Source organism: Paraglaciecola algarum (assembly GCF_021532655.1).
GTDB lineage: Bacteria > Pseudomonadota > Gammaproteobacteria > Enterobacterales > Alteromonadaceae > Paraglaciecola > Paraglaciecola algarum.
The window spans coordinates 234,153-258,531 of sequence record NZ_JAKGAS010000006.1 but is presented as its reverse complement, the minus strand read 5'-3'; the positions used below and the strand labels follow the sequence as shown (position 1 = coordinate 258,531).

Below are 24,379 nucleotides of genomic sequence, written 5' to 3'. Positions count from 1 at the left end.
ATCGACAATTTGATTAGCTCTCATTTGATTGGTTTTTATTTAAAACTACGGCTAATACCACAATAATTTGAGGATATGTTTTGAAAAATAAGTTAATTACGACGTCCATTACTTTTACCTGTTATTTACTCTTAGCTTGTAATTCAGTTAATCAAGATGCTAAACAGCGAGACTTGCCGATTGAATCGCCAACACAGTCAATTACTAAATTTAAGGCTTATACTCAAGCCTTTAATGAACCTACAAAATTAACGCGAAATCATGCTACTGGCCATATAGGTAAGTATTTTTTTACACATTGGAAAGACGGTGGAGCGGCATCATTAAGTATGGATACAGATGGTGCCTTTAGTGTTACTTGGCAAGGTGGTGGCTATAACTACGTGGGTGGTCCAGGTTGGCATTACGGTGACAAAGACAGAGTCATAGGTTACAGATTTGACCAAGATAGTGGTGCTAACTTTGTAACTTTATATGGTTGGGGTTACGACAAGAACATGGCAAAGACCAATCCAGCTCACTTAGTAGAATACTATATCTTACAAAGATGGACTTATGATCCAAGCCAAAATGCCGTGTTTGGTAAGACGTTCGTCAGTAATGGCATCGAATATTCAACTTATCGTTCTACTCGAGAACAGAAACCTTCAATCAATAGTACCTCTACCTTTTATCAATACTGGAGTAAACCAAACGAACAACAACCATTAGGTAAAGACGGCAAGATAGTGTTTGCCGATCACGTAAAAGCGTGGGAAGACAGTGGTTGGGTCATTCCAAATATGAATAACTTTGATGCGAGTGATGACCCAACATACCAAGTTATGGCCGTTGAAGTGTTTAACCCACCCAAAGATGGCACCACATCAGGCCGTGTTTGGGATGCTGCATCAAATTAATTGAACCTTTCAAAATCAGGCTATACTCCTTTGAGTTAGCCTTTTTAATCACTTTATAGCGATTCGAGATAGTTGTTCCAGAATTCAGCTAGAGTAGTTATAAAGGCATTCAAAAGCTTTATGTAACAACTGAGTGTTCTCATTGTCACCACCTTTATCTGGGTGGTGTTTATGTAACAACTTTCGATACTGCTTTTTGATTTGTTGTTGTGAAATGACTTCTTTTATCTCAAAGATATTTAACGCTTGTTCCAGCTCTATATTATTATTTTGTTTTATCTTTCCAGAAAAACCTTGCCAAAAACTATTCAGTAAACTTTCAACTTCTTGTTGGCCAGTATCTGATAAGTGTTGCCAGTTTAGATAATACTCACGAAGTTTATCTTGGGCCTGAAGGCCACTTCCTCCGGCTCGCCAAGGCTTAATACAAATATTCATACAGTCGATATGCAACAAACCAAGTTGTTGTTTTATTAATTTATCTCGCAAGTGATAAAGAGCATTAAATACTATGAAATGGGTTTGGAATAACACCAAAGGATCTTGTAGGTCGTGCCGTGAAAACACCTTGTAAGTGCTTGATTGCAAAATTTTGAGCAAGTCATATTCAGACACCCCATCCGTATGGGCAAATAACACACTTTCTAATATCCCCTGCAATGGTAACCACTCTGACGGTGTGTTTAGTGTTTTTTGCGCTCTTTTTTGCATAGTATGTTGCACTGTATTAAGTCGCCTTTGAATTATGTAACCGCTGAGCTAAACCACTACTGCGTTTACACTGTTGGCTAAGACTTAGGGCCAGAGCTTGAGGCTGTGCGAATAAATAAAATTGTTTCTTGGCCCTTGTCAGCCCTGTATATAACAATTCACGACTCAAACCTCTTCCACCATAGTTATTATTGACTAAAGGCAGGCATAAATAAACTGATTCAAATTCAGAACCTTGGCTTTTATGAATAGTCATGGCGTATAAGGTTTCATGAGATGGCAAACGACTAGGTAACAAACCGCGTATTTCACCTTCAGGTGTGATAAACCACACTTTAATTAAATCTGCTTGATTTGGATCAGGCATTACCAAGCCAATATCACCGTTAAACAATTTGAGCTGATGATCGTTCTTGCTTAACATAACAGGTCGGCCAGTGTAGAAATCCTTAGATTTATCTATTAAACCTTGCTGGTGTAATTCATTCTCCATCAAGCTATTTATCTGCTCAACACCCCATAAACCTGTTTTTTGTGCACACAATACCTGTTGTTGATGTAAACAATTAAAAGCCAATGCAAGATCACCTTGTTTAATCGCTTTCAAATACAATTTAAATACGGGTAGTAACTTAGTTATTAGTTGTTTTAATATTTGTTCAGACACAACTTTTTGATTGTTTTTTACACTGTTTTGTTTTAGCTGATACCAGTTAATATCTGTAAATGACTTTTCTTTAAGAAGATCCTGTACCAATACCACATCACCGGTTTTTATGGCTTTGGCTAGTTGACCAATGCCGCTATCATCACTAAATCTATGACTCTTTACTAGTTGGACCAAATTATCTTGTAGGCCAAATGGTTCTTGCTTAATGAGATGGGTGACGGCTCGTTCATTTGCATGTATTTGTACCCCCTGCTCAAGTATTAAGTCGGATAGACCATCTATCAACTGACTTAACCTGTCGTACATTTTAGGGCTATAACCCGCTAGCTTATCGCCGCCTAAATTTAGATTATATGGCTGGCAAATATCAGCTAATACACTACCCGTTTCTACTGATGCGAGTTGGTCTTGATCACCTAACAAGATCACCTGAGCCTGCTTAGGTAAGGCATCAAACAACTTAGCCATAAGTGGTAAATCCACCATAGAGGCTTCATCCAAAACCAATACATCAAGATGTAGTGGCTGAAATTGATCGGTTTTAAAATAAGGACTCATAGGTAAAGCCCCTAACAACCTATGAATTGTTTGACATTGCTCCGGCAGATGATTTTGTAATGGCTCTGGTAATTTACTCTTTGCGCCTCTAATGGATTCAGTTAATCTGGCTGCTGCTTTACCAGTGGGGGCAGCCAATTGAATATTTAATACTTTATTCTGTTTAGCGGCTAAGCCTTGTAATAAGGCTAATAACTTTGTCACAGTTGTGGTTTTCCCCGTACCTGGGCCTCCACTTATGACACTAAATTTTTGGCTTGAAGCAATACAAACTGCTATTTTCTGCCAATCTAGCTCTTCAGTCTGCACACACTTATCTTTTGGAAACAAGCCTGTTAACAAAGTCTGAGTTTCAATAATATTTAAATCGTGACTTTTAACTGCCATTTCAAGGATTTTACCTGCCAAGTTCACTTCATATTGCCAATATCGTTGCAGGTATACTTTGTTGTTTTGTAAAATTAATGGGCTAGAGTATTTACCTGTGGCTTGAATATCACTGGCCAAAATCTCTACTGTATTAGCCTGTTGTAGGCTTTGGAACAAACCTTCTGCATCCGGCAGAACAAACCCGGCCAGATTAAGTTTTGCTAATTCTTTTAGCTCAATACAGGTATGTTGTTCACCGGTTTGTAAACTGACATAACCAGCAAGAAGTGCCACTTGCAGTCTTAAATCTTCAGCTAAATTTACCTCTTGTTGGTAGACAAATTCTGCGAACGCATAGTCAATTGCTCTAAAAACACCTAACTCTAGTAAATCATTTACGATACGTTTAAAGCTGCATTCTTCAGTGTGAGTGCGGGCATCAAGGTTAGGAGCTGCGTTTACCATAAGTCTAATTGCCCTTCTTCTTTGGAGTCTTTTTTAGTCTGTTCAAATTTAGAGGTTGGTATATAGGAGCCTTTAAACAAGGTATCTAAACTTTCAATTAAACCTTGTTCTGGTTTAACAAAATATACTCCCTGCCCTAGTACATTTTCAGCTTTTAGTTGTTGCTGTGTGTTTTGTGAGTTGGCAAGCACCTTTGTTGACGACATCCCTCGAATAAACAAATAATATGCACCGCCTATATGTTTGTCATAACTATACCCCTTCAAACGACTTTTTAACCATCTATGCAAGGCCAAAGTATAAAGAATGGCCTGCAAATGATAGTCATGTTCTGACATACATTTTTCCATCTCTGACTGACCATAAGTTTGATAGTTATCTCCTAAATGATTCGATTTATAATCTGCCACATAATAACGACCATTAAATTCAAACATTAGGTCGATAAATCCTTTGATCATGCCGTTAAGTGTATCGAACTGATAATTTCTTAGATACTGAGGATAAAAGCCATTAATGATTTGATTAAAGTCTTTTACCTGAATTTTATGTAATGGCATGTAAAATTCCATTTCAACTTTGATCTGCTGTTGACTTAAAACAGATAGAGATAAGGAGTTGTTTGCTCCACCTTGCTTGGCTTGCTCTTCTATTATTGGTTGTTTAAATTGTAATGATACGTGCTGATTGATTGGGCAATTGATTACATCAGTTAACCAAATAGTTAAACACTCTCGCCAACTGGCATCTATGCCATATTTAATCGACTGTTTTTCAATCACCTCAGATAAATTACTCAATTGTTGAAAATCTACATTTTCTAATACAGCATGTAAAAATGATCCCGCATTCGCTCCACGTTGAAAGGTAAAGGCCGATTTGACCAACTCTTGTCGTGTTATTTTGTTCATCTCAACGTCAGGGTCTTGCGGCAAGTTAGGTCCATGGCCTTCATCTAAACCAGGTGTAGGCATATCTAAATGTGCTTGCTGTTTACTTAAAGCTGAATAGCTAGTTAAACGCCAAGTTCTTTGCACTTTTTGATTTAACTGTGAATTTGATAGACAGCTGTCATGCAACAGCCACGGATTAACATAAGGATTATCTAAAGGTAAAACGTCTGAAAACGTCCTATAGGATATATCACTGTGTGCTCTTAACTCATCAATTCTCTGGCTAATATGCAAGTTACTAATAGTGCCATTGACTTCAGCATCACTGGGATGATTTTCTGCCAATAAAACACAACCTAATGCTGATTGAACAAAACCAGACGTTTTTTTATTATTAGCTAAGTTAATATTCCACAGTCCGATATGACAGTAATAAACGGCTCGGGTCACAGCCACATAAAATAACCGAATATCTTCGGCTAATCGTTCATATTCAGCTTGAACCATAGCATTATCACTATTTAGAAAATCCACTTCTAAATGATCATCTTGATTATGATACATAGCTGTTTTACTGGCTTTAAAGTTGGGAGCAAAGGGAATGAACACCAAAGGAAACTCTAAGCCTTTAGATGCATGTAAGGTAATAATTTGGACTAGATTAGAATCACTTTCTAAGCGCATTTGCTGACTTTCACTATTCGCATCAGGATCTAACAAACAAGATTCAAACCAATGAATAAGTTGTGATTCTCCGACTAGCTGCAAACTTTGTTGCTGCAATAATTCGACTAAATGTTGTAAATCCGTAATACGTCTTAAGCCATCTTGATACCTCGAAATCAAAACTTGCTCTACGTTAAAATACCCAAAAGCGAGTTTTAAAGCCCGCATTAAGCCTTGTTTCGTCCAAGTTTGATGCCAAAAAAATCGTTGTTCCAGCACATTTTGCCAAGCTAATTCGTTATTAAATAACTCATCTAATTGCTCTACATTAAATGCAAACAGCTCGCTCATTAACGCTGTTTTTAATAGCTTCTCTTCCCCTGGTTGACTAATAGCTTTGAGAAATCGAAACAAATCTTGGGCAATTTGTGTTTCAAATACACTACTTCTGGATAGAAATACACTATCTATGTTTACTGCTGTTAAAGCTTGTTTGACTATGTCTGCTTCAAAGCGCGTTCTTACCAATACACAACAGTCCCCAGCAGTTAAAGGATTGCCATTTACGCGAGCTTGTCCAGTTTTAGCTAAGGTTAACCAATGACTAACTTGATTAGCTAAACTCTTAGCCAATAATGGCTGAGCGTCGTTAGCAGATATTACGGGCTTATTGTCATGGCAATAATGTTCGAAATGTAAACTAGCAACAGGCTCTCCCTCTATCTCTAAGCCCGTTAGCTTTTTACCAGCAGCCACTGGATAAAAAGGAATGTTTTGTTCAAACAAAAACCCTTTTGCACTGCTGGTAAATACATGATTAATGGCTTGAACCAAACTCGGGGCTGATCGCCAATTGGTAGCCAAAGTAAAGTGGCGACTTTTATGAATGCGTTTTTTAGCTTGAATATAGGTAAATATATCCGCGCCCCTAAAGGCATAAATAGCTTGTTTAGGGTCACCAATCATGATCAAACAAGTATTTTGCTTGGTTATTTTTGGATCGCCGTAAATAGCGTTGAATACCTCAAATTGAATAGGATCAGTGTCTTGAAACTCATCTATGAGTGCCGCCGGATAAGCCTGTCGAATAGCATTTGCTAGAGAATTTTCTTTGGTTTTAGTTGTTTTATTCGTAGTCTGCTCAGCTTGATTTTCACTCATTTCAACATTGACTAAGGCACGTTTTAAACCAGACAATAGATCATCGGGAGACAACATATGTAATCGATGTTTGTGACTGGCTAAATTTTTCCTAACTTGATCAATAGCTTGCAAACTAAACGACACTTTAATGGCGTTTTGACATTTAGCTAAACTATCGTTTAATAATTCAAATTGACTAAAGTCCAAGTGTGATAAGTCAGCACTACCTGTTTTTTTCTTAGCTTTATTTACTTTTTCAGGTAGTAAATCTAACCAAGTGCCTGTCTCTTTGGGCATTTGTAATAGATCACTTTGAAAGAAGTCATCAAGTTTTTGCAAGTTAGCTAACTTTGCTAACTTCACATTGCCTTTTAAATTAGCCTTTGCAAGTTGTTCTGAAACCTTGTTGTTTAGCCACCAAGCTTTTGCTTGTTCAACTGCAAGTTTATACCGCTGAACTGCCTGTAGACATTGCTCAATGCTTTGACTGTTTGAAACCTGGGTATCTCGATAAATAAAAGAATATATAGATTTAAGTAAATCATCTGGTGTTGCCCAAGTGTCTAAAACCAGTTGCAACACGTATTTTGGCAGTGGTATTAGGTGTTTGCGCCAATAATCTTCTATCGCTATTTGTACCCATTCACTTTCATCCAGAATAAAACGCTGATCATACAAAGCACCACTTTCAAAGGCGTGTTCGGTCAAGGCCTTTTGACAAAACCCATGTATGGTATGTACAGCGGCCTCATCCATTTGTTTACTGGCTAGCGCTAATCTTTGGCAATCTTGCTCAATACCCTGGGATTGCTCAATTAAGCTTTGAATAAAGTCATCATCACTTGGGGTAGTGCTAGTAAGGCTGGCGTAAAAATCTAAATAGGCTTTGCGTAATCTTTGTCTGATCCTTTCTCTTAACTCCGCTGTAGCTGCATTGGTAAAGGTCACCACCAAAATTTGCTCGACGGATAGAGGCTCACAACCATGGCCTAATAACAAACGTAGGTATAAATTGACTATAGTATAGGTTTTACCGGTACCTGCACTAGCCTCAATCAGAGAGCTTGCACTCAATGGAAAGGTTAAGGCGTCCAGCGGCTGCATGTCTGCTAAACCTTCAGAATGATTAGAAGTCATGTCAATCATTTTTGACTCTCCAACTCAATCAAGGGGCTTAAGAGCTTTTCACTCACTTGAGTAAAACTATCGAAAACAGCAGCTAAGTCAGGACATACTCTTTGAATATGAGCTTCTTTGCCCTCGCCATTACTAAATTGATTGCCTTCAAAGGTTTGTTTACATTTATCCATATCTTGGGTTTTAAACCATTGCCAAGCGGTTGCCGGATAAAAATGAACAACTGTTTGTTGCCCTTTCAGATAAGTTTCTAACCAAGTTTGCAATTCAGACTCTGCTTGGGTTTTATCAAGTTGTGGCAATTGATAAATTTTATCTGTACATATAAAAAAGGCTTTATCTAAACCTGTAGCAGGCGGCTTAGCACATAAACACAACCATTGAAGGTACAGTACCACCTTGTCTTTTTCCCGCAGTTTTCCCGGCCGCCATAGGATTAAATTACCTCCGTACATTTGGGTTATGCGTCCAACTAGTGAAATTTCATGGGAATTTAGGGAAAATCCTAGATCTACCTCTAGCGCTAGTTCTACTTCCACAAAACGTTTGGCAATACCTGCTGACAACTGGGCTATTTGCTGAGCAATCTTTTGACTGGCTTGTAACAAAGGTTGAATTTTTAATTCGCCGCTAGCACCAATAGGTAAAATACCTTGTGCTCTGAGTTCAGTTAACATTTCAGCAGTATTTATATCAATAGGCTCATGCTCGCTGTGGTCTACATTTTGCACAAAATTATCCACTAACTTTTGATTAATTTGGTAGGAGTCTAGACCGTCAAAGGCAAAAGGCTCGACATCTGAGCTTTCATTGGCCAAAGGATAAAAACGGCTTTGCCATCTATTGATAAAAAATGCTTTAGCTGGATTGAGGTAAAACGAAATGAGGTCGTCTAATTCAATGGATATGCTTGCACTAAAGGTTAAGTCTGTTGCATTAGACTCTTGCTCAAAAAATAGTTTTGCTTGAACCTTACGACGAGTTTGTTCTGCAATATTTTTTAACTGCATATTAAAGCTGATTAATTTATTTTTAGTGGGATCAAAATAATCTAAATCAAAGCCATGTAATTTATGTTGAATAGTCAACAAGCTAAGTAGATTCTTCTCGGTTTGTTGAGCTGTAAGATCCAATTGGCCTTGTAAGGCAAACCCTTGCTGGCAATATTCAAGTAACTCACTGAGTAAAATTGAAGGTGATAAAACACTGTTATCTTTTTGGCTAAAACCCTGATAGCTCAAATACATTTGTTCACGAGCTGACAATAAGGCTTCTAAAAATAAATAACGATCATCTAAACGTCTGGACCTATCGCCGCGTTTAGCCGGCGCCAAGCGCATTAAGTCAAAGCCCATGGGTACACTTTGCCTAGGATAGTCACCATCATTCATACCTAACAAACATACCATTTTAAAAGGAATGCTACGCATAGGCATTAAGGTACAAAAGTTTACATAACCCGCCAAAAATCGTTGCCCAACGCCCTTTTCTTGAATATTTTGTTCTAATTCGCTCACAAAAATATCTTGGTCTAATGCTTGGGTAAACTGAGCTTGATGTGACAAAATTTGTTCTAGTGCTTCCCTAAGCGTAATTAATTCGATTTCTTCAGTTTCTTCAACTTCATATAAGTCTTCCAGTAAACATAGCGCATATTCAACCTTACCTATTAAGGTATGCTCATGTTGGCAGAATTCTAATGCTTTTAATAATATTTGAATAAACAGATAACATTTACCTAAGGCAACTGCTTGTTGTCCCTCTATGTCTGCATATGGTGCAATCAGTTGCTCACTGCCAGCGAACATAGTTTGCCCCGACATGGCATAGCCTGCTAATAACCGCTGCAAACCAAATAACCAAGTATTTTGTTGTTGGGATGGTAAATCCCAACGTTTTTTATCATCTGCGTTCCAGCCCCAACGAATACCTACATCATTTAACCAATGCTGGATCAATTCAAATTCTTGCAAACTAATCGAAAACTTACGTTGAATTGCCGGCACTTCCAATAGAGATAAAACTTCAGACAAAGTTAGCCTGCTTTGATGCAACTTCATTATGTTGATAAAACTAATAATAAGTGGCGACACTTGAGCAAAATTTCGATCAGAAATGGCATAGGGAATAAATAAGTCAGACTCAACACCACCAAACACGCCCTCTATGTAGGGAGCATACGTTGCTACATCAGGCATCATGACAATTATATCTGCAGGTGACCAATCTGGATTATCATTAAAACGTTTTAATAATTGATCGTGTAATATTTCTAATTCTCTTACTTTTGAGTGACAAGCGTGTACCTGAATAGAACTATCATTATGTTTAACTTCAACCTTAGGATACTCAACACCATTGGTTAACAACTCATTGGCATCTAATGGTTGTGAAGAATGTCTAAATTGTAAATGATTGATGTCAACTTGGATCTGCGCCAATAAACTCGTAGCTTGTTGGTCAACAAAACAATCTTGTTGTTGCAAATCAAAAGACAACAACATGTCTTGATAATCACGGCCTAACTTACCCCACGAAGCTAGAAGTGGATTCCCTACATCAAACAATTCTGCTCCTAGTTGTGGCTTATCCAATGCCTTCAATTGGGTTTTGGCATGGGTTTTATTATCGACTATGTCCCCCCAATAATGTTGACTAGGGTTGAACCAAAATATCACTACCTCGCGATTTTTAGCTAAAGCATTTAACACTTCTAGTTGTTGCAAAGGCATAGCAGAAATACCAAACACCATAAGAGGTTTATATTCTTGCTTGATATCTGCAGTTGAAGGTTCATGTTTGCTAGACAAGGCACTCAACAAGCCTCGATGTAAATTAGCTCTGTGATAAATAGACTCGTGTAATTCTTGGCTAAATTTAACCATTTCACGCCATAAAATGGGTTGCCATGCTTGGTTATCTTCGATGTCCTTTTCTGCAAAAACATTGGCTAAATCCGCTACTTTATCTTCACCATTTTCCCAGCCCAAAATCCATTCAGGTCGATAAACTAAATATTGATCGTAAACATCGGCTATTTTGTTGGCTAATTGATAAAGCTTAATGGACTCTTGATCTGCTAAATAGGCATTTATTGGCGCAAACTCTGGCTTACCCAATAACTTGGGTAATATGCTTATTATTTTCCAAGCCATATTCGGCTTAGTGAAGGCAGATTGTTCTGGTAAGTCTGGAATATGTTCGCGATACAATTGCCAAATATAACTAGAAGGAAGCGGAAACTCGATATTAGCGGCTATGCCTAACTCTTGTGCAATTTGAATTTTTAACCACTGAGACATACCAGGGCTTTGCACTAATACTTGATCAGGCTCAAAAACACTAACACCTTGCTGAACCGTTTTTTTTAGAGCACCAATGAGGCTTTGGGCTAACACTTCCATTTTGTTTGATTGTATCAGATGTAACATGTATAAATTTAATATCAGCTATTAAAAGACTAAAATAAGTCTACCAAAGTCTATGATTTTAAAACTAAATTTATTCAGTTTTTTAATTCGTTTATCTCTACATTAGAGGCAGCAACTCAATGAAAAAACAAGATTACCAAGCCACAATTGTAAAGCTGCAAACCGAACTGGTAAAATTACAAGAATGGGTGCAAACAACTGGTGCCAAGGTGGTAGTTGTTTTCGAAGGAAGAGATGCAGCTGGCAAAGGTGGCGTGATAAAAACCATTACTTCTAGACTTAATCCTAGGATAGTCAAAGTTGTTGCACTTGGAAAACCCACGGAAAAAGAACGAAGCCAATGGTATTTTCAACGTTATGTTAATCACCTGCCCGCTGGCGGTGAGATCGTTTTATTTGATAGAAGTTGGTATAACCGAGCAGGCGTTGAAAAAGTCATGGGTTTTTGCAGTGATGACGAGTACCAAGAATTTTTAACCAGCTGTCCAGAATTTGAAAAAATGCTAATAGGTTCAGGAATTAAACTAATCAAATATTGGTTTTCTGTTTCTCAACAAAAACAAGAAGAGCGCTTTATGGAAAGGTTAAACAACCCCCTCAAGCGTTGGAAGTTTTCTGATATGGATCTCGTTTCCCGTAGTAAATGGAATGAATACTCTGTCGCTAAAGATGAAATGTTAAAGCATACAGACACGAATCTTAGCCCTTGGTACAACATAGAGGCCGACGATAAAAAAGCAGCTAGAGTCAATTGTATTAGTCACCTGTTGTCATTAATCGATTACCAATACTCAGAGCAAAAATCAGTAAAACTACCAAAGGTGGCACCAAGTGTAATTAAGCGACTAGACAAAAATAGCTTGCGTACAGTGGCGGATAGATATGGGCAAAACTAGTGGCTACCAATTACGGCTATGGATTATTTATATTTAGGAAAATATAACCTCCCTCAAACAATTAGAGCACTAATCTTAAACCTAAATTCCACATAAACCATTAATTGATCAGGTTAAGAAAAGCGTATATTGTTATTCTTTGACTATCTGCTGTTGTTTGGGTGTTGATGTGCAATTGAGTGATGAATTAATCCAGATATATAATAATTTGCCACAAGATATTGGCATTCTATCTTCTAAAAACAAGCTCATATACACTAATTCAAGTTGGATTCAGAACTTAAAAAAGTGTGCCTCAGAAAACATATATTCAGAAATCAATGCCGAATGGCCAAATCCTTTACTACAACTCAATGACAAACAACTGGACCATTCTCTAAGGTTAGCTATTCACAAGGCACAAAGTGCACATCAACCAACTTCTGAAATACACACAGACATTAGCCTTCTAGGATATCAACATAAGGTTAATTTTTTTATTTCCCCAATTAAGTTCAACGGTATAGGTTTTACATTAATTTCTATTCAGATATCAATGGACCCTCTGTCGGGTGGAACGCAGTCAATTCTATTGGGACGTGATGAAGGTATCTTACTCAACTCTTTACTGGAAGGCGTGGTCATTCAGGATGCTAATGGTGTCATCATTGCCAATAACTCAGCCTCCGAAAATATCTTAGGTTTAACCAGCAATCAAATGAGAGGGCTGGATAATGCAGACCCCAACTGGGGAACCATAACTGAACATGGCGAACCTTGTCCTCCTGAAGATCACCCCTCATCACAAGCGATTAGTAAGGGAGTACCGATACTCGACTTTACTATGGGTATCAATAAACCAGACGGCGGCATAAGCTGGTTAAAAATCAACTCTCAACCAATCTTTCAGAAAAACCAGTCAAAGCCAACTATGTCGGTAACATCATTTGTAGACATTACCGTTGAACGCCATAGACAAAAACAATTAACAGAAGTAACTAAAAGACTGCAACTCACTTTAGATGCAGCTGAGATAGGTATTTGGGAATATTCATTAAAAACTAAGCAACTTGTTTGGGATGACACTATGTTTAGTATTTTTGAAACAAATAAACATGATTTTACCCATCAACTCACTGATTTTGCAGAACATGTACACCCAGATGATAAACAAGGGATTTTGGCAGAATTTAAACAGGCATTAACTGAAGGTAATAATTTAGTTTCTGAATTTAGGATCATAAATAACCAAAAGCAGATCCGACATATTTATGTTGCTGGCAGCATGATCCACGGTAAAAAGGGCGAAGGTAATACTTACATCGGAATGAATCGTGACATTACTGATGAAAAACAAGTCCAGGAAAAAATAAAAGAAAGTCGAAATAAACTCATTAGCTTTATTGCTGATTTGCCTGCTGGAGTTTGCTCAGTGGTGAATAAAAAAGTTAGTTTAAATGTGCGAGCTGAGCACATTACCGGCTATACCAATGAGCAAATCGCCGACATAAATGATTTTTGGGACAAGGTGTTTGTCGATAGTCGAGATACATCACCTATACTTTATGAGAGTTTAACTCAAACCCGCGAATCAATTTCAAACACTACCATGCAAATTAATCGTCGAGATGGGCAAACCAGATGGATTGAATTTAGTAGCTGTAAATTTGAAGATGGCCAGGCTTGGGTCATGATTGATGTGACGGATAAAATTGAAGCTGAAAATAATTTGAAGCAACTTGCTTACTTTGACCCACTGACTCAACTACCCAACAGAACGGCAATTGAAAACAATTTAATTAACTCAATTGCCCGAGCAAAACGCCACGCCTCTAAATTAGGCTTATTGGTGATTGATCTTGATTCATTTAAAAATGTGAATGATACCTACGGACATCCTGTTGGCGATCAACTACTTGTGTTGGTAGCCAAGCGCTTAAAAGAAAGTTTACGTGAAAGTGATTTTATAGGCCGCATTGGTGGTGATGAGTTTATGGTGGTTATTGAAGATATTATTGATGATGAACAACTTATGTATGTATCTAATGAACTGATTAAACGGTTTTCAGTACCTATTGAGTTAGTAGGCAAAGTCACTATGCCACTCAAAAACAGCATCAGTATTGGTGCTTGTGTTTACCCCGAACATGGTAAAGATGCTGTAACCTTATTTAGAAATGCAGACACGGCTTTGTATAAAGCTAAGTCACGAGGTAAAGACCGTGCTCAATTGTATATGCATGAATTTACCTTGGCGTTGGAGTCCAAACTTTCACTAGAACAACATATTGATAACGCTATCGAAACCAACGATTTTACAGTTTTTTTCCAGCCAATTGTGAATTGCCAAGATAACCAAATAGTAAGTGTCGAAAGTTTAATTCGATGGTCTCACCCTGAACTGGGCATGATCCCCCCTGATCGCTTTATTCCGGTGGCTGAAGCGAGTGGAAAAATTATAAAAATTGGAAAGTGGGTACTTAGAAAAGCTTGTGAGGAGTTTATGGCTTGGCAAAAACGTAATATTCAATTGGACTATATTGCCGTTAACCTATCACCCATGCAATTTAAGGATGTATCCTTACTTGACGATATTCAAGATATATTAAGTGCAACAGGTTTGGCGCCCAATAATTTGGTTTTGGAAATAACCGAGGGTGTGCTAGTACGCAATGATTCAATAACTAAAAATACATTATTAAAACTTAAGGCACTGGGGATCCGCCTTGCGATTGATGATTTTGGTACAGGCTATTCTTCATTGGCTTACTTAAAATACTTTGATGTTGATATCTTAAAAATCGATAGAAGTTTTATCAAAGACATACCTGATGACTCAGTAGATATACAGATTACCGGTGCCATTATCTCCATGGCTAAAAACTTAAATTTACATGTGGTAGCTGAAGGCGTTGAAACCACTGACCAACTTAACTTTATTCAAGATAATCACTGTAATACATATCAAGGTTATTTGAAAAGCCCAGCCATTTCGAGCGCTGATTTTGTCGCTCTTTTTCAAACCGATTGATCTTTCAAACGGATTGACCTTTCAAACCAACTAATCTTCAAGCCTTCAAACCGCTTAATCAGCCCAAACCCGAAAAGCAAATAAGCAAAAGCTAGATAAACACTTGTTCTTAATGGCATAACCTTTCACAATAATAGCACTTCGCTTTATTAAATCTTTATTTAGGTATTTATCAAACACATGAAAGTCATTTCTTTTAATATCAACGGTATTCGTGCCCGCCTTCATCAATTACAAGCTTTAATCGACAAACATCAACCTGATATTATTGGCTTACAAGAAATCAAAGTGCATAACGAACAATTCCCAGTAGCAGATGTTGAAGCTATGGGATACAAGGTCTATTTTCACGGACAAAAAGCCCATTACGGTGTGGCTATGTTATGTAAAAAAGAGCCATTGGATGTGCAGTACGGATTTCCAACCGATGATGATGAAGCCCAGCGCCGTATGATCATGGTCACCTACCCTATGGAAAACGGCGAAACGGTACGGGTATTAAATGGTTATTTTCCTCAAGGTGAAAATCAAAACCACGAGACTAAATACCCTGCAAAACGTAAGTATTATCAAGACTTAATGACTTATCTAACCGAGTATCACACGCCAGAAGACAACGTGATTGTGATGGGTGATGTGAATATTTCCCATACCGATTTAGACATTGGCATTGGCGAGCCTAACCGTAAACGTTGGTTACAAACCAAAAAATGTAGCTTTTTACCAGAAGAGCGAGAATGGTTAAATACCCTGATAGACTGGGGATTTACCGACGGTTTCCGCGCATTACATCCAGAAGAATCTGAAAAGTACAGTTGGTTTGATTACCGTTCAAAAGGTTTCCCAGATAACCGAGGTCTTAGAATTGACTTAATTTTAGCTACGCAAAAGTTGCATGCCAATATTATAGAAGCTGATGTGGACTATGAATTACGTGGGCTTGAAAAACCTTCAGATCACGCGCCTATTTGGTCTATTTTTAAGTCTTGACGGCGTGCAGTTACAATCAAATCAGTTAGTAAGTGTAATTTAGTTAATGGACTTCCTATCCCAAGTAACCACATTCCAATTAATAGCGAATATACTTAGCGGAATATTCGCTTTGTATGTTTATAACAAACTGCCATTAATTCAATTAAAGTTAGACAAACAAGTCCAACATTTAGTCTTTGGCAGTTCAGCAGCCTTATTTATTTTATGGATGTTTAGAACCAGCATCTACGATGGCTTAAGCGTACACTTTTTATGGTTAGCCACTATCCCCTTATTGTTAGGTTTTAGATGGTCCCTATTTAGCGCAAGCTTAGTTTTATTAAGCCTAACCGCCTTGGGTGAAGAAAGCTTTAGAATGTTGGGGGTAAACTTTTTGCTAGGTGTGTTGTTACCGATTTCAGTCACCTATGCTTTGTATAGCGTGACGTTTTATAAACTCCCTAGAAACCTTATTAGCTATATTTTTGTGTGTGGATTTATAGCTGGTGGCTTAAGTATTGGCTTAAAAATGTTCGCAATGGGCGGTTACTATTACCTTGAAGGTATACACACTTGGCATGTTGTCTCGGAAAACTACTTAGTTTTACTCAAATACCTATTAATGCCCGAAGCCATGTTCAACACCATGACCTTGGTAATATTAGCACTACACAAACCCAAGTGGGTTTACACCTTTTATAATAAGTTTGATGTAAATAAAGGTAAGTAGAAATTTTTTTAACAATGAGTCTAAAAGTTTAAGTTAGAATACAATTCAAACAAGAAAAGTATCGGACTTTAATGCTTTTTATAAATGGCGCGCGTTTCTTGCGCGTCCAGTGAAGGCCCTTGTTTGGCCGTAATGATATTTAATAAACTTGCTATATTTCAAATGTCTCACATACGACATTTTTACCACTAGAATATATTACTTTATCATCACTAATTAAAAATATGACATGTTTACCGAATTCAAAATTCTTTACGTAACCACACTCACCGCTCAACGTAATATTGTTTTTTAAGGAAAAGTGGTATCGATACTTCCCTTCTTTCTGAAATATTGAATAATACAGATCCTTATCATCTCCATCATTTAGTGACCAAAATTTCAAATCAGAATATGAAGTTGAAATACTTGCGTCTACTATTCGCATATTTGAACTGTTTAAAATAGTAACTTGCGGCATAAAAATTGTGCCTAAGGTATAAAGAATAATAAATAGAAATGGTAAGTACAGTATTTTATTAGGGTAACGCTTCATTCAACAATCTCTTGAAATATAACAATTTAATAGTCCGCGACTTGCACATATTCCTATTTACAAATCGCATATTTTCATTATTTAGTTATTTTTAACAAATAACCTAACATATTGCTAGCTATAGAAAATATTGTAGTTATTTAAATATTCAATTATGTAAAAACGCAAAAGTTTCGTATTTACACATATAGGGGCGAAACTGTAGGGCCCTGTAGAAACAACCACCCATTTATAGTGTGCATAAAAATTTAACCTGATTTAATTCCTATTTTATTTTTGTTACAAAGCCATGCTTTGGACTTTATCGTGACTGAAACTTTCCCTAAAAATAACGACCCTTATCGAATGTCCAAATAGGGACATTTGGACAAGGGCATCTTTCACAGCATGGAGGCGACTTATGCCCGCTACGACATTAAAGGATAGATATTTTTAGGTCTGGAAAGTTTGTGGGGCACGGCCCTTTTTATGAAATACATCCCTATATTCCACCCTTCGGGCTATCCTACGGATGTTCAAATTCATTCCCGATGAATTTGTGCATACTTTTTACGGCTGTTTTGGTAAAAAGTCTGTCGAGCCTCATGGACGAGGCTTGAAAAAAGGCAGGATGCCGGTGAACGAAGTGAATGCCTTATCGCGAAGCGATGCTCAAGTCACGAAGTGATGCATTATGCACACAATGCATGCTTTATTCAGACAGTAACAACTAATCAACCAATTGATATTGGTCTTTCAAAATCTCGATAATTTCGGCTTTTGGATTATCACTTAACTCGATTTTTGCCCCAGTGATTTTTTCTGCGATATCTAGATAAGTCTTAGACACTTCCATCAAGACTTCTACAGGTAACGCATTGTCTTTAGCTAAGGCTAGACGTTCTGGCATACGGTTTTTGTTTAACAAAATATCTGGATCAGGAAAATGGTTTAATAATAATTGTCTAAAGCTTTCTTTAGAGTTTTCTACCACTTTGCCATTTTTGTATTGCTGGGCATCCCAAATACGTGATGAATCTGGTGTACCTACTTCATCCATATAAATCAGTTTATTATCGCCATTGAGATCTTTGACATAACCAAACTCAAATTTTGTATCCACAAATATTTGTTCTTGCTCAGCTAGTGCTTCACTAATCACCGCAAAGCCTTCTTTTAACAGTTTTTCGTACAGGGTTACATCTTCAATATTTTCAAAATTAAAAGCTGCAAAGTTATCTGTGATGTTTTCACGAGTGATATTCACATCATCTGCTTCTGGCACATTGGGAATTCCCTTTAGAATACCTTTAGTAGATGGTGTCATGAGTAATTCAGATAATTTGCTATCTTGGCTCAAACCTTCTTCTAATTTGATCCCACAAAAATCCCGTTCACCTTTTTCATAGGCGCGCCACATTGAACCCGTTATGTATTGACGACAAATCGCCTCTATCATCACGGGTTTAGCTTTTTGCACTATCCAAATAAAAGGATGAGGAATATCTAAAATATGGCTATCAGCTAATCCTTTTTGTTTAAATAGACCAAACCAATGGTTAGAAATTGCATTGAGTGCGGCGCCCTTACCCGGCACACCTTGCATGTTTTGCTCGCCATGCCAAATACAATCAAAAGCAGAAATTCTGTCGCTAATTACCATAATGGCTAAAGGCGTATCAGCTGGTACTGGATAAGCTTTTTGCTCAATTAAACGGCGACTGTCTGACTCTGTTAACCAATAAACCGAACGTACTTTTCCGCTATGTACTGGTAGATCTGTACGTATGGGTAAATCGTTGTTAACAGATAAAATAGAATCAGAAATTGACATGAGTGGTTACCAGGTGATTGATGTTGTATGTTTTAAATTTTATTTTTTAAATAAATACGGAATAAAATTGTTTACGAGTTTAAATTACACCACCTTTAATTGTGTTTAAAGGTGGTGTGAAAAGTTAAATATCTAGATCTTCAGTAGACATAGTTTTAGAAAATACTGGGTATAATTCAGATACTTTATTAACTGGGAAAGGTTTACTTTCGTTATCTAATAAAGTCACTGAAGTCTTATTACCTACACTACCAATTTTAAATCGGTAGTCTTCATTGTCCAATTTAAGCTGAAGTTCATCGTCAGACCACATACTGTCCCACCAACCCCCGTCTACTCCGTTAAATTTTGCAAATAATAAACCAGTGCTTTTGTCGTAATCTTTTACGTCAAACCCTAGTTTTCTTAGCACCAATAAAAATCGTGGCCAAGCAATGTCGTAACCTGCATCCACTACATAAGCGGCTTCACCGTCTTCATCAAACCCTAATTCCATGGCTAAGCCTTGGCGAATTTGGCGAATGCGTTTGGCATCAGCTAAGCGAATTTCATATTCGTAGTGTTCAATCACCCGATTTAAAATCTCAACTTCGTTTCTTCTTTCATCTTTTGATTGGGTAATAACAGTAGAGTCTAATGTCTTTTTCTCTTTGTAATCTAACAAGTCTACAGTTAAAGCGGCCGTTCTGCCGTGTGGTTTAAGTTCTAAATTGAACTCAAATCTTTGGCCTACAGTACGCTCTGAATTTGACCAGCTATACCATTTAGCGTCTAAAGATTCGTCGATAGTCATCCAATCAGACACTAAACGCTGACTTTCCTTATCGAATTCAGTCACACCTATGCCTTGAGCTTCTAAAAATGCAATTAAAGAGTTCCAAATAGTGGTGTCTAACGCTTGGCTATCATCTACCTGATCGAACCAAATTGTTGCCCCTTTTTTACCTTCTTCTATATGAGAGCCGGTTACCAGCGGTAAAACTAAAGCGGGAGACAACACACTTAAATCTTTACCCATAGTATTCCTAGGGGCGTTTTCACCTATGTCTGGTAATTTATACGTATCACTAAATTGTGGGCTGTCCATACCTTCAGGAACGGCCATGATTTGCCCTGGGGTTTCTGCTAAATAATCAAAACCGCCCCCGGCAATTTCTCTTTCATCTACTGAGCTACAGGCCGTTAACACACCAAGTGCTAATAAACCTACTAAATGTAACTTGTTTGTCATGCTATCTCCTTAAGATAATACGCCAGAACTGCGCATGACTTGTTCGATTGTTTTTTGGCTCTCAAGTTCCGATTCCACTAAAGGTAATCGTAAAAAAGCCGAATTCGTCAGCCCCATCTTATATAATGCCCATTTTGGCAACACAGGGTTAGGTTCAATAAACAAACTGGTATGTAATTCTGCAATCTCTGAATTGATTTGTTTTGCCAATTGATAATCTTTTGCTGTTGCTGCATTACACATATCGGCAACTTGTTTAGGGGCAATGTTAGCGGTAACTGATATAACACCATGCCCGCCATTTGCTAAAAATTCACAGCTTGACTCGTCATCACCACTTAACATCAAAAAATCATCAGCCACGAGCTTTTGAGTTTCTTGTAAACGGCTAATGTCTCCAGTGGCATCTTTAAGACCTACTATTTTTGGATGTTGAGCTAATTGCGCAACCGTTTCTGGCAACATATCAGCAACGGTTCGACTCGGCACATTATATAAAATTGTGGGTAAATCCGTAGCATCGGCAATCGCTTCAAAATGCGCAATCATGCCTTTTTGTTGTGGTTTATTATAATAAGGCACCACACTTAAAAAACCTTGCACACCTGTAGTGCCAATTTGTTCATTTAAAAATATAGCTTCTGCAGTTGAGTTGGCACCGGTTCCTGCGATAACAGGTATCTTACCGTTAGCATATTCTACTGTACGTCTTACCACTTCTATGTGTTCATCAAATGGCAAAGTCGCTGATTCACCTGTAGTGCCAACAGACACCAAACCATGAGAGCCATTTTGGATATGGAATTCGACCAACTTTTGTAATGAAGGATAATCAATTTGCCCATTTTCAAACATTGGCGTTATCAACGCCACAAAACTACCAGTAAACATGTGTTCTCCAGAAAAAATTCGCGCCTAATGGTAATGATCCCCCCCTATAAAAACAAGCTTTGAATAGTACAATAAGCATATAATACCAATCTAGGTAAAAAATAGGCCTCTCAGCGAGAGTTTATAAGGGCTTAAACAAGGCGCATGATAGATAGCTCTTTATTAAGAATCACCTTGTTCTCTTTCGAGGTCATGCAACGCAGAGTAAGCCATTTTAAAAACTCGCCTGAAAGGAATGCCCCAGTGGGTTTTGCGCCTATCTTTTTAAAAAGAGCTGGTTCTCGCTATTTGAAAGGGAACAACCATTACTGCACAGCGACGCCTTAATCAAAAACCGCTGGACGCATTCTGAGTGACTACTTATTTACCTAGATTGGTATTACAATAGATTCTTTTCACACCTGATAAAAATCAGGTATGTTATATGCCTTAAATGCAGTGAAATCAAACAAAACGGTTAAAAATGAATCAACAACTCATCATTACTATCTTAGGTGCTAAACAAATTGGTGTACTAAGCATTTTAGCAGAGACAGTTTCAGGAGTCGGTTGCAACATATTGGATAGTCGTCATGCCATTTATGGACAAGACTTTTCACTTACTATGATAATTGAAGGTAGCCCTAGAGCTATCACTCAAGCTGAATGTTTGTTACCACAAACCTGTCAAAAACATGATCTTTTGTCATTAATGAAACGTACCTCCGCACACAACAAACAAAATCTCGAACATCTAGCTGATGTAGTGATATTTGGCACAAGCACTCCAGGCTTAATTGACCAAGTCAGTCATTTTTTTGCTGACTATAAAATATCAGTCAGTGCTTTTAGATTTAAGTTTGTTGATAGTGACTCTGAGCAGCCAGACACAGAGAAAAAAATGAAATGTAAAATGGTAATTTCAATCCCCCACGATTTAGTAGTAGATGAAATTGAACAAGCATTTCAAGCCTTATTAAAACCTTTGAATCTTCAAGGTGAATTCAAACAAAATCATTAGTTTTGTGTTTAACATCAATACATCCAAGGAAATTATTAATGCAATTTTTAAATGAAGGCGAATTAGCGCCAGATTTAGCTCGCCCCAACCAAGACAATCAAAACGTTTCAATCGCCGATTTTAAAGGCAAAAAAGTTTTGGTCTACTTTTATCCTAAAGCCATGACTCCTGGTTGCACGGTTCAAGCTCAGGGCTTAAGAGATATTCAGGCAGAATTAGAAGCACTAAATGTTGTTGTGTTAGGCGTAAGTCCAGATGCCGTAAAACGTTTACCTAAGTTTATAGAAAAAGAAAGCCTTAACTTTACTTTGTTGTCTGACGAAGATCATGCTTTGGCCGATGGCTTTGGCGTGTGGGGACTGAAAAAATTTATGGGTAAAGAATACGACGGTATTCATCGTACAACGTTTTTAATTGATGAAAGCGGCAAAGTTGAACACGTATTCACAAAGTTTAAAACCAAAGACCATCATCAAGTGGTATTGGATTATTTAAACCAATAAATACACAGCAATAACCAGAAGCTGTCACATCAGCTTCTGGTCATCTCAGTTACGACTCAGGCTCAACAGGTTCAGAAGTAGACCAAGCACTAGCAACCGCTTTAACCAAAGTCGCTAGAGGTATAGCAAAAAACACCCCCCAAAAGCCCCACAACCCGCCAAAAAATAATACAGCAATAATGATATAAATAGGGTGTAAACTCACCGCTTCTGAAAACAGTATCGGCACTAAGGCATTACCATCAAGAGCTTGAATAATGCTATAAGCTATCATTAAATACCAAAATTCTGGGGTAATCCCCCACTGAAACAACCCGACTATGGCCACAGGAATAGTGACCACGGCTGCGCCTATGTATGGGATCAATACTGACAAACCAACTAGCACACCCAATAACAAAGCATAACGTAAATCCATAAAGGCAAATGTGACCGCTGATACTGTACCCACTATAAGAATTTCAATGACTTTACCGCGAATATAATTGGCTATTTGAGAATTCATTTCAGAGCCAACTTGTTTGATTAAACGTCTTTCTTTAGGTAATAAATCCGCGATATTACTGGTTAATACCTCTTTATCTTTGAGCATAAAAAACACCATTAATGGCACTAATATGCAATAAATAAGCAATGCACCTAAGTCACCTAATGAACTGACAGAGGCAGACAATATCTGCTCACCAATTGACACCACCTTTTCGTTTACCCCTTGCAACATATTTTGAATGTGGGTTGATTCAACAAAATCTGGGTAAGTTTCTGGTAGTTTGAGTAACCAGTTTTGGCCTTCAGCCCAAATTTGAGGCATTTCTTTTATTAGATTAATACTTTGTTGGGTCACCACTGGCACTATGCCGATAAAAGCCAACACTGAAAAACTTATGAAACCAAAAAGTACCAGTACAGAAGTATAAGTTCGCGATAAACCTAATTTACACAATTGTGTCACCGGCCAATCTAATAAATAAGCAATAATGGCCGCAACTAACACTGGCATTAAAATACCACCCCACATTACAAGTAGAATGGAACTGATCAACAACATCAATAACAGCATGACAGCATCGGGATTGGAAAATTTTCGCTTATACCAACGCTCAAAAACGTTTAACATCTAACTTCCTTTAAATTATTCATGCAATAACAAGCCAGTTTTCGTAACTGAAAGATAATGTATGTGAGAAAAATGGTATTGTAGAACAACTGAATTATTTTAAAACATAAACTAAAAAGATAAAGTAAAAGATAAACGCCTAAGCTAAGAGGTTTAAATTTTGATAAACGATTGGTCATGTCGATTTAATAACGTAAAAGCTATCTTGCAATTAAAAAAATCGATTAATTTTGGTGATGTTTCCCTTAACTTTGAAACGGTGGCAAAAACCTTAAAAGAGTTAGAAGGCACCTTCATAGACGGCTTTGAAAATAATATTAAATATTTACTTAATTCAAACCACTGGAATGCAAATAATCTTGTAGCAGGAAAACCTAGTATTTCCTTACGTTCTCGTATGGACGAATACGCCTTTGAGTTACATTGTTTTCCAATCGTCAAAGACGAAGCGCAAGCTGTAGTTGTTAGTCGTGATCCCAATTCACCATTTACTGAATATAATCCTGCTAGTTTCGGTCCTTTATTAAAAATAAACGGGTTAAACAATTTAATTAGCATGGCTGTGCGCAAAGGTGATGATGCAGATATGGAATTAATTAAATATGCCCATATGATGACAGAGCAGCTTATTACATTATTTACTAAAAGATTGAATGTAACTGAACGAACCGGTAAGTCAGTTAAAGACTTTTTTGAAATGATGGCAGAAGACGAAGCCGCTTTAAAATCGGTTTAAATT

16 protein-coding genes are annotated in these 24,379 nt (G+C 37.5%); 8 read left to right on the top strand and 8 right to left on the bottom strand.

What is annotated here, in order from left to right; genetic code table 11:
* Positions 1-80: 80 nt before the first annotated feature.
* Positions 81-899, top strand: a complete 819-nt coding sequence (locus tag L0668_RS12650; protein ID WP_235313003.1) for a glycoside hydrolase family 11 protein — start codon at positions 81-83, stop codon at positions 897-899.
* Between the two features lie 84 nt (positions 900-983).
* Here L0668_RS12650 and L0668_RS12645 read toward each other — a convergent pair whose 3' ends face one another.
* The 4 genes from L0668_RS12645 to recC are packed head-to-tail and all read right to left on the bottom strand — an operon-like array spanning position 984 to position 10,942.
* Entirely contained in the window at positions 984-1,610 is a 627-nt protein-coding gene (locus tag L0668_RS12645) for a DNA-J related domain-containing protein (RefSeq protein ID WP_235313002.1), read from the bottom strand.
* Between the two features lie 16 nt (positions 1,611-1,626).
* Complete coding sequence (recD, locus tag L0668_RS12640; RefSeq protein WP_235313001.1) at positions 1,627-3,672, bottom strand: exodeoxyribonuclease V subunit alpha; 2,046 nt, start codon at positions 3,670-3,672, stop codon at positions 1,627-1,629.
* Entirely contained in the window at positions 3,666-7,520 is a 3,855-nt protein-coding gene (gene recB, locus L0668_RS12635; RefSeq protein WP_235313000.1) for an exodeoxyribonuclease V subunit beta, read from the bottom strand. The genes recD and recB overlap by 7 nt, the downstream gene beginning before the upstream one ends.
* Complete coding sequence (gene recC / locus L0668_RS12630) at positions 7,517-10,942, bottom strand: exodeoxyribonuclease V subunit gamma (RefSeq protein WP_235312999.1); 3,426 nt, start codon at positions 10,940-10,942, stop codon at positions 7,517-7,519. The genes recB and recC overlap by 4 nt, the downstream gene beginning before the upstream one ends.
* Before the next feature lie 119 nt (positions 10,943-11,061).
* On the opposite strand from recC, the gene ppk2 reads away from it, so the two are divergent.
* The 4 genes from ppk2 (at position 11,062) to L0668_RS12610 (ending at position 16,550) form a co-directional block, all read left to right on the top strand.
* Positions 11,062-11,838: a polyphosphate kinase 2 gene (ppk2, locus tag L0668_RS12625; protein WP_235312998.1), complete on the top strand. Its 777-nt coding sequence runs from the start codon at positions 11,062-11,064 to the stop codon at positions 11,836-11,838.
* Positions 11,839-12,007: 169 nt separating this feature from the next.
* Positions 12,008-14,848, top strand: a complete 2,841-nt coding sequence (locus tag L0668_RS12620; protein ID WP_235312997.1) for a bifunctional diguanylate cyclase/phosphodiesterase — start codon at positions 12,008-12,010, stop codon at positions 14,846-14,848.
* 180 nt (positions 14,849-15,028) lie between these two features.
* Positions 15,029-15,838, top strand: a complete 810-nt coding sequence (gene xthA, locus L0668_RS12615; protein ID WP_235312996.1) for an exodeoxyribonuclease III — start codon at positions 15,029-15,031, stop codon at positions 15,836-15,838.
* Positions 15,839-15,884: 46 nt separating this feature from the next.
* A complete protein-coding gene (locus tag L0668_RS12610) occupies positions 15,885-16,550 on the top strand; it encodes an energy-coupling factor ABC transporter permease (RefSeq protein WP_235312995.1) in 666 nt (221 codons plus the stop codon).
* Between the two features lie 1,244 nt (positions 16,551-17,794).
* Here L0668_RS12610 and L0668_RS12605 read toward each other — a convergent pair.
* The 3 genes from L0668_RS12605 to dapA all read right to left on the bottom strand — a co-directional run bounded on the left by L0668_RS12605 (position 17,795) and on the right by dapA (position 21,020).
* The gene (locus tag L0668_RS12605; protein ID WP_235312994.1) at positions 17,795-18,898 is read right to left on the bottom strand and encodes a phosphoribosylaminoimidazolesuccinocarboxamide synthase; all 1,104 of its coding nucleotides are present in this window, start codon (positions 18,896-18,898) and stop codon (positions 17,795-17,797) included.
* A 124-nt stretch (positions 18,899-19,022) separates the two neighbouring features.
* Positions 19,023-20,129, bottom strand: coding sequence for an NlpB/DapX family lipoprotein (gene bamC / locus L0668_RS12600; RefSeq protein WP_235312993.1), 1,107 nt, complete (start codon positions 20,127-20,129; stop codon positions 19,023-19,025).
* Positions 20,130-20,138: 9 nt separating this feature from the next.
* Positions 20,139-21,020, bottom strand: coding sequence for a 4-hydroxy-tetrahydrodipicolinate synthase (gene dapA, locus L0668_RS12595; protein WP_235312992.1), 882 nt, complete (start codon positions 21,018-21,020; stop codon positions 20,139-20,141).
* A gap of 463 nt (positions 21,021-21,483) precedes the next feature.
* Between dapA and L0668_RS12590 the strand changes: the two genes are divergently transcribed.
* Both L0668_RS12590 and bcp read left to right on the top strand, forming a co-directional pair.
* Positions 21,484-22,020, top strand: a complete 537-nt coding sequence (locus tag L0668_RS12590; protein ID WP_235312991.1) for a glycine cleavage system transcriptional repressor — start codon at positions 21,484-21,486, stop codon at positions 22,018-22,020.
* A 38-nt stretch (positions 22,021-22,058) separates the two neighbouring features.
* On the top strand, positions 22,059-22,523 hold the full coding sequence (gene bcp / locus L0668_RS12585) for a thioredoxin-dependent thiol peroxidase (RefSeq protein ID WP_235312990.1): 465 nt from the start codon (positions 22,059-22,061) through the stop codon (positions 22,521-22,523).
* A 49-nt stretch (positions 22,524-22,572) separates the two neighbouring features.
* On the opposite strand, the gene L0668_RS12580 is transcribed toward bcp, so the two are convergent.
* Positions 22,573-23,640, bottom strand: coding sequence for an AI-2E family transporter (locus L0668_RS12580; protein WP_235312989.1), 1,068 nt, complete (start codon positions 23,638-23,640; stop codon positions 22,573-22,575).
* 160 nt (positions 23,641-23,800) lie between these two features.
* Here L0668_RS12580 and L0668_RS12575 point away from each other — a divergent pair, with 160 nt between their 5' ends.
* Positions 23,801-24,376 carry a hypothetical protein gene (locus L0668_RS12575; protein ID WP_235312988.1) on the top strand — a complete coding sequence of 192 codons (576 nt, stop codon included), beginning with the start codon at positions 23,801-23,803 and terminating at the stop codon, positions 24,374-24,376.
* Positions 24,377-24,379: the final 3 nt, after the last annotated feature.

What these genes read in the sequence shown, in the direction of transcription:
- dapA (WP_235312992.1), bottom strand. Translation starts at nt 21,020, where the DNA reads ATGTTTACTGGTAGTTTTGTGGCGTTGATAACGCCAATGTTTGAAAAT.
- xthA (WP_235312996.1), top strand. Translation starts at nt 15,029, where the DNA reads ATGAAAGTCATTTCTTTTAATATCAACGGTATTCGTGCCCGCCTTCAT.
- bcp (WP_235312990.1), top strand. Translation starts at nt 22,059, where the DNA reads ATGCAATTTTTAAATGAAGGCGAATTAGCGCCAGATTTAGCTCGCCCC.
- ppk2 (WP_235312998.1), top strand. Translation starts at nt 11,062, where the DNA reads ATGAAAAAACAAGATTACCAAGCCACAATTGTAAAGCTGCAAACCGAA.
- L0668_RS12590 (WP_235312991.1), top strand. Translation starts at nt 21,484, where the DNA reads ATGAATCAACAACTCATCATTACTATCTTAGGTGCTAAACAAATTGGT.
- L0668_RS12610 (WP_235312995.1), top strand. Translation starts at nt 15,885, where the DNA reads ATGGACTTCCTATCCCAAGTAACCACATTCCAATTAATAGCGAATATA.
- recC (WP_235312999.1), bottom strand. Translation starts at nt 10,942, where the DNA reads ATGTTACATCTGATACAATCAAACAAAATGGAAGTGTTAGCCCAAAGC.
- L0668_RS12605 (WP_235312994.1), bottom strand. Translation starts at nt 18,898, where the DNA reads ATGTCAATTTCTGATTCTATTTTATCTGTTAACAACGATTTACCCATA.
- L0668_RS12580 (WP_235312989.1), bottom strand. Translation starts at nt 23,640, where the DNA reads ATGTTAAACGTTTTTGAGCGTTGGTATAAGCGAAAATTTTCCAATCCC.
- bamC (WP_235312993.1), bottom strand. Translation starts at nt 20,129, where the DNA reads ATGACAAACAAGTTACATTTAGTAGGTTTATTAGCACTTGGTGTGTTA.
- recD (WP_235313001.1), bottom strand. Translation starts at nt 3,672, where the DNA reads ATGGTAAACGCAGCTCCTAACCTTGATGCCCGCACTCACACTGAAGAA.
- recB (WP_235313000.1), bottom strand. Translation starts at nt 7,520, where the DNA reads ATGATTGACATGACTTCTAATCATTCTGAAGGTTTAGCAGACATGCAG.
- L0668_RS12645 (WP_235313002.1), bottom strand. Translation starts at nt 1,610, where the DNA reads ATGCAAAAAAGAGCGCAAAAAACACTAAACACACCGTCAGAGTGGTTA.